A 12,826-nucleotide genomic window follows, 5' to 3' on the forward strand; every position below is an offset into this window, starting at 1 on the left:
TGCAGTTAATCCAGAATTCTTCGAATGGTTTGTGCAATTTCGGTGGTGGTCACAGGCTTCATGACCACTGCGGCGATGTCGGTGTGCTTAAGAAAATCAGCATTTGGTTGGCTGTTGTGTCCTGTGCAGACAATCACCGGAATATCCGGGCGGATTTTTTTTATTGCGGCGCAAAGTTCAAGGCCGTTTATGTGCGGCATGGTCATATCCGTGATGATCAAATCAAACCGGGAAGGTGATGCCGTGAATGTGGTCAGGGCTTCTTCCGGATCCTGATTGGTTTTTACCGTGTAACCCAGGTTCGTCAACATCGCCTCCAGTATCTGTGTCAGCCCTTTTTCGTCGTCCACTATAAGAATGCTTTCTGTCCCTCCGGGTACGGACCCGCTATCAGCGGCTACCTCGTCTGCCGGGGGCATGGGGCTTGCCGGTAAAAGTACAGTGAATACAGTGCCGCATCCCATTTCACTTTTAACGGATATGACACCGCCATGGTTGTGAACAATGCCGTGAACCATGGCCAGTCCCATGCCCGATCCTTTGCCGACCTCCTTGGTGGTGAAGTAGGGATCAAAAATTCTGTCCTGGATGGCCGGATCAATTCCTGTGCCTGTGTCTTCAATGGTGAGCCGGACAGCCTCGGTTGCAGAGAACGCCTCGAGTTCGGGCATGGTTAAATCATGGGCGTCTGCCATTTCCAGGCAAATGGTCAGGGTGCCGCCGCCGGGTTCCATGGCCTGGGCCGCATTGTTGCACAGGTTGATAATGATCTGCTGGATCTGTGTGGGATTGGCATTGATTGTCTGTATCGGTTCATGGTTTTGGTAGAGGATTTCAATGGACGAGGGAATGGATGCCCTTAAAAGCCGGACCGTATCGGTCACGAGTTTGGCCGGATTTAAAGGCTGTTTCCTCTGTTCTCTCTGCCGGCTGAAACTGAGCAGTTGCAGGACAACGTCCTTGGCCCTCAGGCAGGCGGTTTCAATCTCATTAATGCGTGACCGGACTCGATTTTCTTGGGGCAGGTCCAGCATTGCCAGTTGGGCATTTCCCAGAATGATTCCCAAAATATTGTTAAAATCGTGGGCAATGCCGCCTGCCAGTGTGCCGATGGACTCCATTTTGCCGGCCTGAATGAGTTGGCGTTGCAGGGCTTCCCTCTCTTGTTCCGCTTTTTTATGCGCTGTGATGTCGGTTGCCGAACCCACAATGGCCACGGTCCTGCCGTTTTCCACAACCGGGTTTTCACGAATTTCCACGATGACTTTACGTCCTCTATTTCCTCTTAGTTCCAGTTCGTATGGGGGCTGGCGCTGCCCGGTTCTGATGGCCTTTTCACTATATTCAAGACCTTTGAGATTGATGGGATTGTCCGTAACAAATTCAGTCCATCGTTTCATGGCCTCTTGGGGTTCGCATTGCAGAATCTGTCTGCATCGGCGGCTGATATAGGTAATTTCATGGTCAGGGGTATGGGCGTAATACATGTTGGTGCTGTTTTCGAGGATGTTTCGAAGTTTTGATTCGCTTTCACGCAGGGCTTTTTCCGTGGCAATTCTTTCCCGGGTCTCTTTTGTAAGCCTGTGGCTTCGGAAGAGTATAATAAAGATAATGCCAAGAGAGAACAAAAGAACCAGAAAGATATATCGAAACACATCTTCGCGGTTGACCCCATAGTCGTATTTGACTGACAGCCACTGGTTGCGAATCTCACTTTTTTTTTGGGGAGAGATGGCTGCAAGCGCTTTGTTCAGGATTGTGAGAAACTCCTGATGCCTCTTTGGCACGGCCATATACAGCTGATAATTGTCATAGGGTGTCGGTGCTGCGATTTTAAGATTTGTCAGTCCGGTTTGATGAATCAAATAGGTGGCGGCTGCAAGGTTTTCTATGGTGGCATCTGCCCGTGAAAAGGAGACCGCTTCAAGCCCCTGTAACGGGGATTGCACATAAAGGGGTGAAAAGTCAATTCCGTCCCTGGAAAGCCATTCTTGTGCAAGGGTTTGGGGTACCATGGCCAGGGTTTTTCCATGAAGGTCTTCAATGCCGCCCATAAAGGGGCTGTTGTCACGGGTGACGATAACCAGCGGGAACGTCAGATAGGGCACAGAAAAATCAAGATAGGTTTCCCGTTCAGTTGTTTTTGCAATGCAGGGTATCAGGTCAATTTCTCCTTGCTGGACACTTTCCAATACCTCGGTCCAGGGGAGGTCTGCCAGGATGCGTAATTTAAGCCCTAATTGGTCCGCTAACTGGATGATGTAATCGGCTGAGATGCCTTTTAATTGATCCTTTTCATAATAGTGAAATGGCGGAAAAGATCGGGGGCCTGCAATGGTGATCGTGGGATGTCTGTCAAGCCAGGTCTTTTCAGCCGGGGTTAACTGAATGCCGGCGGCTGCATTATTCATTGAATTTTGGGCATGGGAATACCCAGCAATAGTGAATGATAATCCCATGATGAGTGCCGGTATCAGTATAAGCCTTGTGAAAAAATGGTGAACGTCAAGTTTCAATAATTTATCCATATATATGCTGCCTGTGTTTTCTCCAAAGGCTACCGTCAACTGTCTTAAACTGACATTAATATGTATCTGAACGAAAGAAGGGCGTCAAACAACTTATGACAGCTGAATTAAAAAATGTTAGAAATTGGTTTGGGGCAGGTGTTTATCGGGTTTTTTGTTCAAAGCAATTGCCTGAAAGGTTGAAGAATAGAACTGTAGCCATGATGCAAAGTCCTGGGTTTAGGAATGAGACGCAAACCCGTGTTTAGACGAAAAGTTGCCCGGATGCAAGGCCGCAGATGGGTGTCTTTTTTTTTGTTCAATCCTCTCTTGATTGTGTTTCAAAGTTGACGTTCAGATAAATTTCAGACAGCAACACGTCACAATTAACGGATTCCATATTTAACATCTGGTCTGGACTTTCATATGAGCGATATTCCCATTTGCCGTTATCGCTGCGTATATATTGCTCAATATGAGGAGAATTATCAGCTTTAAACGTATTCCTTAATTCTCCTGCCAGATTGATATTAATACGGTTGTGATTTATTCCGGCGCCAACCATAGCAAAAACGTCACCGTCAAAAAATTCATGCTTGATATCAAGCGAGCTTCTTTCAAGCGCAAGATATTCCGCCGGTGTCATCTTGTTTTTTTTCTGCCGTTTTACAGTCATAATGACGCTCCTTTGTAAGTCAGATCTACAAATTGCAAGTCATTATCAATCACCTGAACAGGCGTTTGAAAAATCCGGCTTTTTCGATCGTAACCGGAGAGATCAGGTTTACCTTGCCAATGGACTGGTTATCCAGGAAAAATTCCACTTCACCCAGTGTCTGGCCCTGTTCTATGCCGCCGCTGATCTCCTTGGGCAGGCGGATTTCATTTTTCACTGCCGCTTTTTTCTCTCTGGGTAACGGATAGGAAAAATCAGCTGCTGCCACAGCCTGGACTGTCGTGACCATGCCGTCAGGGACCTGAAGCGCCTCCCCGAAAGCCTGATCCTTCTTGGATAGGACTGCCATCTGGTATTGGGCCATATATTTCTTAAACCGCTCAATGGCCACGGCATCCCTGATTTTGGCCCTGGGGCTTCCGAGAACCGCTACAATAAGTCTGAGACCGTCTTTTTTTGCGGTTGCCACAATGTTGAATCCGGCCTTGGAATAATACCCGGTTTTTAATCCGTCCGTACCCGGAAGCTTGCCGATAATCTTGTTGTGGTTGTGCATGATGAATGCGCCGCCCCGGAAAGGCTCAATCTGGAGGGCTGTCCATTCCAGCAGCTTGGGATATTTGAGCAGGTCACGGGCCAGAATCATCAGGTCATGGCAGGAGCTGACATCTGCCTGATCCTCCGAAGACGGGGGCAGGCCGTGTACGCTGTGGAATTCGGAATCGTTCATGCCCAGGCGTTTCGCCTTCTTGTTCATTTCTTCGACAAAGGCGTCCGTTGTTCCCGCAAGATGTTCCGCCACTGCATAGGCGGCATCATTTCCCGAGGCCACCATGATGGCCTTCATCAACTCTTCCAGGGTAAAGACTTCGCCCTCTTTGAGATAGACCTGGCTGCCGCCCATTTTTGAGGCCGCCCCGGATACCGTGATTGTCTCATTCAACTGGGCGGCCCCGGATTCAAGCTTTTCCATGATGATGGCGGCGGTCATGAGTTTGGTCACGCTGGCCAGGGGGTGTTGCAGATGAGGATTCACCTCTTCGAGCACCTGTCCGGTGCTGGCTTCCATAACAATCAACGCCTGGAAAGGAGTTTCTTTTTCCTGGGCTGGAGAGGCGCTTTCAGCTTTTTTCTGCACAGCTTTGGATGTATTGTTTGATTTTTTGTTATCTTTGCCCTGAACTGCAGGTGCCATCATCAGGAGGATCAATACGCACATTAACCATTTTTTCACGATTTAATGTCCTTTCTATTTTTTTTCATGGAAAGAGATATCCTTTTTCTGGGGATATCCACCTCAAGAACACGAACTTTGACCTGCTGCCGTACGTTGACAACCTCATTGGGATCTTTGACAAACCGGTCAGCCAGCTGGCTGATATGAACAAGGCCGTCCTGGTGTACCCCGATATCCACAAAGGCCCCGAACGCGGTGACATTGGTTACAATGCCCGGAACAACCATGTCCTGCACCAGGTCTTTGATTTCATGGATATTTTTGTCGAAGGAGAATGCCTGGAACCGCTGTCTCGGGTCCCGGCCCGGGGCTGCCAGTTCAGCAAGGATGTCCTTTAGCGTGGGAATGCCTATGGTCGCCGTTACATAGGGAGCAAGGTCGATATTTTGCACCGGGGCTTTTGTTGTCATCATCTCTTCAACACGGCAGCCAAGGTTCTTGGCCATCTGTTTTACAACGGGGTAGGACTCGGGATGAATGCCGCTGCGGTCCAGGGGATTTTTTCCGTTTTGGATTCTTAAAAATCCTGCGGCCTGTTCAAATGCTTTTTTGCCCAGGCGGGGCACCTTGAGAAAATCGGTTCTGGATGTAAATGCGCCGTTTTCGTCCCTGTATTTGACCATGTTGGCGGCGATGCCGGCATTCAGGCCGGACACCCGGGATAAAAGCTGCTTTGAGGCTGTGTTGGCTTCCACACCCACCTGGTTGACACATGACACTACCACATCGTCCAGGGCTGTCTGGAGCATGTTCTGGTCCACATCGTGCTGATATTGTCCCACCCCGATGGATTTGGGCTCCACCTTGACCAGTTCTGCCAAGGGGTCCATGAGCCGTCTGCCGATTGAAACAGCCCCCCTGACCGTGATGTCGTGGTCCGGGAACTCCTCCCTGGCGTTTTCGGAAGCGGAATAAATGGACGCCCCGCTTTCATCCACCATGATCACATCCACATCTTCGGGCAGAGTCAGCTCCCTGATGAAGCTTTCGGTTTCCCGGCCTGCCGTGCCGTTGCCCACGGCGATAGCCCCGATTTTGTATCGGTTGACAAGTTCGGGGATAAGCTGTGAAGCGGTTTGTTTTCCGTTTGGGGTGTGGGGATGGATCACATCATGGTGAACCAGCTTTCCCGTGGCATCCAGGCAGGCGATTTTGCACCCGGTGCGGAACCCCGGATCAATCGCGAGTACGGGTCTGCCGCCAAGGGGAGGGGAGAGGAGTACCTGCCGCAGATTGTCCGAGAAAACGGCGACTGCCTTTTCATCGGCCTTTTGTTTGAGCATCCGCAAGGCCTCATTTTCAATGGATTTGGACAGCAGTCGTTTGTATGCGTCTTCGGCGGCCGCAAGGATCTGCTCCCGGCTGCCGGGGCAAAGCTTTCTTTTGCCCGGGTAAATGCCATGGATGATATTCAACGCTTTTTCTTCATCGGGCAGAACATGAACACGCAGAATTTTTTCCCCGGCTCCTCTGAGCATGGCAAGTATACGGTGGGACGGCGCTTTAAATGCCGGCTCCTCCCAGTCAAAATAGTCCTTGAACTTGGCCCCGTCTTCATCTTTGCCCTTGATAACCGTCGCGTGGATCATGGCGGTTTTGATAAACAGATCCCTGATTTCTGAACGGATTGTCGCATCTTCGTTAATGATTTCGGCAATGATATCCCTGGCTCCGGCCCATGCCTCTTGCGGGTTTGCCACATCAGGACCGATAAATTTGCTTGCTTCTTTTTCAAGGTTCATGCCGGTTTCAGGTTCCAGAATCATCATGGCGAGGGGCTCCAGTCCCTTTTCCCGGGCAATTGTGGCACGGGTCCGCTTTTTGGGCCGGTACTTTTCGTACACATCCTCCAGCCGGGTCATGGCGTCTGCATTCTCAATCTGCCGCCCCAGCTCTTCGGTATAAAGCTGCCGTTCCTCCAAAGATTTGATAATGGCCTGTTTTCTGGCTTCCAGCGCGTTCAACGCCGTTGCCCTGTCCCGGATATCAGATATGGCCACCTCATCCAGGCTGCCTGTGCGTTCTTTTCTGTATCTTGCTATAAAAGGAACTGTGGCCCCCTGGTCCAGTAGATCCAGAACTGCTGCCACCTGATTTTCTTTCAGGCCGGTATCCCGGCTTATCGTTATTTTGATATTCATGCAGTTGTATTACAGCGGACCAGGGCAAAAAGTCAATGGATAGGATACCCGAGAGGCGGGTAATCCCATTCGAGGCTCTGAACACGCGATTGGCGTAACAAATGCGCCCTGTTGTCATCGATTATGTTTTTTTGGGCATTGTGACCTGTTTTAGTATTTCACTACACCCAAATTATGAGGTTTTTCGGTGATCATGACTTCAGTGGTCAGCATCAGTCCTGCAACCGAGGCCGCGTTTTGAAGGGCGAAGCGCACCACCTTGGCGGGGTCAATAACGCCGGCCGCCAGAAGATTTTCATAGGTGTCGGTCTGGGCATTGTATCCAAAATCGCCATCTCCTGCCAATACCGTGTTCAGGACAACAGCTTCCTCCATATCGGCATTCCGGGCAATCTGCTTCAACGGTTCGGCCAATGCCTGCTTCAAAATCTTGATCCCGTGTTGTTCCTCGCCCTCGGCCTTGATCTTTTCCAGCATTTGTATGCACCGAACCAGGGTGACGCCGCCACCGGGGACAATACCTTCTTCAACAGCTGCCCGTGTGGCGTTTAATGCGTCTTCAACACGGGCCTTTTTTTCCTTCATTTCGGTTTCCGTGGCTGCGCCGATATTGATGATCGCCACCCCGCCGATGATCTTGGCCAACCGCTCCTGCAGCTTTTCACGATCATAGTCCGAGGCGGTTTCTTCGATTTGGGTTCGGATCTGCTTCACACGGCCTTCAATGGCAGATTGAACGCCGCTACCGTCCACAATGGTGGTGCTGTCTTTGTCTATTTTGACGGATTTGCAGGTTCCCAGATTTTCTATTTTAATATTTTTCAGTTTGAAACCTAAATCCTTGGAGATCATCTGGCCGCCGGTCAGAATTGCGATATCCTCAAGCATGGCCTTTCGGCGGTCCCCGAATCCGGGGGCTTTCACCGCTGCCACTTTTAAGCTGCCCCGCAGTTTATTGACAATGAGGGTGGCCAGGGCCTCGCCTTCGACATCTTCGGCAATGATTAAAAGCGGCTTGTTGCTTCTGGAAATTTCTTCCAGTAACGGCAGCAGCTCCTTCATTACGGTAATCTTCTTTTCATGGATAAGGATGTAAGGATCTTTGAGCACGACGTCCATTTTGTCGGCATTCGTTACAAAATAAGGCGACAGGTATCCTCTGTCGAACTGCATGCCCTCCACCACATCTAATGTGGTCTCCATGCTTTTGGCCTCTTCCACGGTGATGACGCCTTCTTTGCCAACCTTATCCATGGCCTCGGAAATCAGTTTTCCGATGGTTTCATCATTGTTGGCCGAGATGGTGCCCACCTGTTCGATCTCTTTTTTATCCTGGGTGGGTTTGGATAATTTTCTAAGATTATCCACAACCGCGTCGACTCCTTTGTCAATGCCGCGTTTCAGCGCCATGGGGTTCACACCTGCAGAGACCAGTTTGCAGCCTTCGTTATAAATGGCCTGGGCCAAAACCGTTGCCGTCGTGGTGCCGTCACCGGCGGTGTCGCTGGTTTTACTGGCCACTTCCCTGACCATTCGCGCACCCATGTTTTCAAATTTATCGGATAATTCGATCTCCTTGGCCACGGTGACCCCATCCTTGGTGACCAGGGGGGTGCCCCAGGATTTTTCCAGAACCACGTTGTTTCCTTTAGGACCCAGGGTCACCTTTACGGCGTCGGACAGGGTGTTAACGCCCACGAGCATTGCATCGCGTGCTTTTGATCCGTAGCATATCATTTTTGCAGGCATGGTGTGTATCTCCCTTTTGAGTTTAAATAGTGTTTGAACGAAAAGTCATCCATCTGCTGCGTTGCAGAAAATTTTTTTGATGGTCTCCCCTCTCTCAAGCAACTCCGATACCACCTGAATACGAAACAGGCATTAACGCTGCAGACGGCCCGGACAGGTCTGGTCCATGGATAACAGCCATCCAAATCAGACATGAAACGTCCGTATATGCATATCAGGGACATTTAAGGTCCTTTTTTTCGGAAATATCGACCTGTGCATATAGTTCATCCGGTCAACGGAGACAACACCTACGGCATGGTTATTGCTTATTCTGGGATTCTAGGACTGATTATTTACCCGGCAGCTGTAGATTGCCTTTCCGTCCCCTGGTTCGTAGAAATCATCCAGTACGGCTTCGCACCGGTATCCGCATCGTTCATAAAACATCCGGGTGGATGCATAGCCTTGCTGGGTTGAGGTTTCCACGTATACCCGCATACCTCCCTTTTCCCGGATCAACCGCTCCATCTCCCTTAGGATGCACTTTCCCAGGCCCTTTCCCTGGAACTTAGGTGCAACGGCGATCCAGTATATGTCATAGCTGGTAAGGGTGCAGGGGATGGGGCCGAAACATCCGTACCCGGCCAGGTTGCCTTCTTTTTGCGCCATCACAAAATGATAGCCGCTCTCATCTCCCGATTTCAGGCACTCTTCCACAAGTTCCGCTGCAATGCTGATTTCATCGGGCCTGAAAAATCCGGTTTCCGTTACAAGGGTACGGACACTCTCAACATCAGACGCACGGGGCGTATATCGCAACCGGACATCTTTGGGAAAGGCATGGACCCCGACGGTTGGTGTTCTGCTCCCGGACATGAGGCTATTTCCCGGCCCGGATTACAGCATCCATAATCCTGGCAATGGCTGTGGTATATGAAATCCCGGCTCTGTCCAGGGCAGCCGTAAACCCAGCATCCGGGGAGATGCAGGGGTTTGCGTTGACTTCCAGGATATGGGGATCTTTGTTGTCATCCACCCTGAAATCCACCCGGGCAAACCCTGCCAGGGAAAAGAGATCCCAGCAGGAAAGCGCGAGATCGGAAAGACGAGACAGCAGCTCCCTGTCGGTTTCAGAAAAGTCAAAACTGCGCAGGGTATGCTGGTATTCATAGGCCTCGGGGCACCATTTTGCCCGATAGCCCACGATTTTCGGTTCATCCTGACCAAAATTCAGGAACCGGATTTCTGCAGGCGGCAGCACCCGGACCTCTTTTCCATCCCCAAGCAGGGAGAGGTTAAATTCCCGGCCATTGATGAATGCTTCGGCAAAACAGGCACGCCCCAACCCTTGTGCCGCTTTTTCCAGCAGAGGTCCCAGCCTGTCCGGCAGGGCTGTGATGATATTTTCCTTTTCCAGTCCAAGAGATCCGTGTTCCCAGAGGGACTTGATGATCCAGGGACCGTCGGTTACTCCTTTTTTTAAATGTATCAATGCCCGGGATTGTACGGCCATACCGGCCTGGTATGGGCCGACCCAGTCCGGCGTCGGCAGCCCGGCCTGTCGCATCCGCTCCTTGGCCGCTGTCTTGTGGGAGGTCAGGTAAATGGCATCCGCCGGACAGCCGGTATAGGGAATGCCAAGACTGTCAAGCAGATACGGCACCACATGAATCAGTCGGCCTTCTCCTTCCAGGGATTCAACCAGATTGAATACCGCTCCGGGCTGAAGCGTCGTAAGATCGCGCTTAAAATGTTCAAGGTCCAACCCGCAGGGAACAGGTACCGGATTAAAGTCAAGGTCCGTGAGGGCTTTTGAAACCGCAGCCACCTGGTCCAGGACATCAAGCTCATCCGGCTGGCTCTCCTGGGCCACAGCGTTATAAACAACAGCAATGATTTTTTTCATTTGCCGACGCCGCCTCCCATCCGCCGGCATGCGGAGTTAAGGATGCATTCGATCAACCGGACATAGGATGTCCCAAAATAGTCGCACAGGATGGGTAAATCGGAATATTCAGGGCGCAACCCGGCCAGGGGATTGACCTCAATGAAGCTTGGCTTTCCTTCAAGATCACACCGGATGTCGATCCGTCCACCGTCACGGCACCCCAGCGCGTTCCAGGAATCAAACGCCAGGCGCTCCACCTCCCGGATCAGGGGGTCTTCCTTGGCTGCCATCGGGTGGAGGGCCACCCGGCCTTTCCAGTTTTCTTTGTTCTCCAGGGAATAGGTTTGCCCCTTGGCCGCCTCGGTAAAAACAATCTCCATGGTTCCCATGATCCGGGCATCCGGTCCGGTCCCGGTCACTCCCACGGTAAATTCCCTGCCCGGAAGAAACTGTTCCACCAGTACGGGTTGATGAAATTGACGGATCAGATCCCGGCAAATTCCGGCAAGTACTCCGGAATCTTCAATTATTGACTTTTCCGTTATGCCCATACCCGTACCCTCGGCCACGGGTTTGGCAAAAAAAGGCGGAGTAAAGGGAATCGGCTGGGGCAGGGCGCCGTTAACCACCACGAATGGCGATGTTGCCAGGCCCGCATCCCTGATAATCTGTTTGGTCAACGCCTTGTTCAGGCAAAGACCCATCACCACAGGATCGGAAAAAGTATAAGGAATTCCGTACACATCCAGAATCGCCGGAACCTGTGCTTCACGGGCCGCTCCCTTGAGTCCTTCGGCAATGTTGAAAACAAGATCCCAGGTTTCCCCTTTTACCAGCGCTTTCATCAGCGCTTTGGCATGGCCGATGCGGACCGGGACATGGCCGAGTTCCAACAGCACACCCTCAATGGCCTCAATGGTTTCAACAACATCCAGTTCAGCAGTTTCCAGTTCATTGTACCCCATGTCAAGATACTCCTGACGCAAATCATAGGTCATTCCGATTTTCAAGTTGTTTCCTCGCTTTTTTTATACGGCTGTGCCGCCGAAATTGGGTTTTGGCTTATTTCAATACGTCTTCAGCAGGGGCTGAAACCGGATCGGGGTACAAGAAGGTGCGGTTCTCATAATTGATCATGACCAGGTTGTCGGTGGTATGGCCTTGAATATAGTCAGGCATGAGCGGAATTTTTCCACCACCGCCAGGGGCGTCCACCACATAGGTCGGAACAGCGTACCCGCTGGTAAACCCCCGCAGGCTGCGGATGATTTCCAGGCCCTTTTCAATGGAGGTCCTGAAATGGCCGGAACCGGTGATGGGATCGCACTGGTACAGATAATAGGGACGGACCCGCATTTTCATCAGGCCGTGCATCAGGGATGCCATGGTCTTGGCCGAATCATTGATGCCTTTGAGCAGAACGGTCTGGGATCCAAGCGGGATACCTGCATCCGCAAGCCTTGCACAGGCTTTGGCGGTCTCGGGTGTACATTCGTCAGCATGGGTGAAATGCAGACTCATCCACAGGGGATGGTATTTTTTCAACATTTTTACCAGATTGGGCGTGATGCGCTGGGGAAGAACCGCAGGGACTTTGGTCCCAATGCGGATCACCTCCACATGGTCAATCTGCCTCAGCCTTGACAATACCCATTCCAGGCGGTCATCTGCCAATGTCAGCGGGTCTCCCCCGGACAACAGGACGTCACGGACGGCAGGCGTTTTTTCAATGTATTTTAAGGCCTTTTCCCACCGTACCCGGCTGGGATGTATGGTGCCGTGGCCTACCACCCGGGAACGGGTGCAGTACCGGCAATAGGTGGAACAAAAATCCGACAACAGAAACAGGACCCGGTCCGGATACCTGTGGACAAGGCCGGGAACAGGACTTTGTTGGTCTTCGCCCAGGGGATCGTCGGATTCTCCCGGCATCTGAAGCCATTCGTTCACGTTGGGAACAACACATTTGCGCAGGGGGTGGTCCGGGTCATCCGGTGAAATCAGGCTCAGGTAATAGGGCGTGATGCTCAACGGAAGCTGGGAGGTCCTGTTGACCAGGGTCTCTTCCTGGGACAGGGTAAGGAACCGGCTGAGTTTTTCGTGGCTCTGGATACGGTTTTGCAGCTGCCACTGCCAGTTGTTCCATTCTTTATCGGAAATCAGAGGATAAAATTTTTTCCGAAAGGCTTTTGTTTTTATGGTTGTTTTCCCATGATGGGAAACCAGACTTGTTTTCTTTTCGGGGATCCGGGGTGTGGGTGTTAATAAAGACCGGAGAGATTCTCCGGCCAAGGACAAAGGGTCATCTTCTTCCGATTTCCGAATACTGGGAGGCTTGTCATCTTCGACCAAAATATTTGGCCTGGCGGCTTTTTGGTTATTATTCATTTTTTCCTTCCAAATACAGATCATTTTAGGTGAGGTCATATTGTTCAGCCGTTTTACGTTCAAAGCAATCCTCGTGCCAAGTTTTCAAGCAAAGAGATTTTTTACCTTGTTTGATCAAAGCCTTTTAAATGGCGGATGAATAACCCACTTTTAATTTTTTGGCTAAGCTGATAAGGGACTTGGTGTGAAGTGACAAAGCAAGATGTCGAAAACTGCGATAAGCTGTGGGAAGGGCTAAACACCCTTTGATCCGGAGAT

Annotated in this window: 9 protein-coding genes; all 9 read right to left on the reverse strand. The window is 51.0% G+C overall.

The window, feature by feature from the left end; all coding sequences use genetic code 11:
- Nucleotides 1-5: 5 nt before the first annotated feature.
- Nucleotides 6-2,528, reverse strand: a complete 2,523-nt coding sequence (locus tag DESPODRAFT_RS15660) for a transporter substrate-binding domain-containing protein (protein ID WP_004074713.1) — start codon at nucleotides 2,526-2,528, stop codon at nucleotides 6-8.
- A gap of 298 nt (nucleotides 2,529-2,826) precedes the next feature.
- The gene (locus tag DESPODRAFT_RS18820; RefSeq protein ID WP_004074715.1) at nucleotides 2,827-3,183 is read right to left on the reverse strand and encodes a Uma2 family endonuclease; all 357 of its coding nucleotides are present in this window, start codon (nucleotides 3,181-3,183) and stop codon (nucleotides 2,827-2,829) included.
- 49 nt (nucleotides 3,184-3,232) lie between these two features.
- Nucleotides 3,233-4,417 carry a D-alanyl-D-alanine carboxypeptidase family protein gene (locus DESPODRAFT_RS18825; RefSeq protein WP_004074718.1) on the reverse strand — a complete coding sequence of 395 codons (1,185 nt, stop codon included), beginning with the start codon at nucleotides 4,415-4,417 and terminating at the stop codon, nucleotides 3,233-3,235.
- Nucleotides 4,414-6,561, reverse strand: coding sequence for a Tex family protein (locus DESPODRAFT_RS15675; protein ID WP_004074720.1), 2,148 nt, complete (start codon nucleotides 6,559-6,561; stop codon nucleotides 4,414-4,416). The genes DESPODRAFT_RS18825 and DESPODRAFT_RS15675 overlap by 4 nt, the downstream gene beginning before the upstream one ends.
- Before the next feature lie 150 nt (nucleotides 6,562-6,711).
- Complete coding sequence (gene groL, locus DESPODRAFT_RS15680) at nucleotides 6,712-8,310, reverse strand: chaperonin GroEL (protein ID WP_004074722.1); 1,599 nt, start codon at nucleotides 8,308-8,310, stop codon at nucleotides 6,712-6,714.
- Between the two features lie 321 nt (nucleotides 8,311-8,631).
- Nucleotides 8,632-9,168, reverse strand: coding sequence for a GNAT family N-acetyltransferase (locus DESPODRAFT_RS15685; protein WP_004074725.1), 537 nt, complete (start codon nucleotides 9,166-9,168; stop codon nucleotides 8,632-8,634).
- Nucleotides 9,169-9,172: 4 nt separating this feature from the next.
- A complete protein-coding gene (locus tag DESPODRAFT_RS15690) occupies nucleotides 9,173-10,198 on the reverse strand; it encodes a D-alanine--D-alanine ligase family protein (RefSeq protein WP_004074727.1) in 1,026 nt (341 codons plus the stop codon).
- A complete protein-coding gene (locus DESPODRAFT_RS15695; RefSeq protein ID WP_004074729.1) occupies nucleotides 10,195-11,190 on the reverse strand; it encodes a D-alanine--D-alanine ligase family protein in 996 nt (331 codons plus the stop codon). Before DESPODRAFT_RS15695 ends, DESPODRAFT_RS15690 begins: the two co-directional genes overlap by 4 nt.
- Before the next feature lie 52 nt (nucleotides 11,191-11,242).
- A complete protein-coding gene (locus tag DESPODRAFT_RS15700; protein ID WP_040016417.1) occupies nucleotides 11,243-12,568 on the reverse strand; it encodes a KamA family radical SAM protein in 1,326 nt (441 codons plus the stop codon).
- Nucleotides 12,569-12,826: the final 258 nt, after the last annotated feature.

The organism is Desulfobacter postgatei 2ac9 (genome assembly GCF_000233695.2).
GTDB lineage: Bacteria > Desulfobacterota > Desulfobacteria > Desulfobacterales > Desulfobacteraceae > Desulfobacter > Desulfobacter postgatei.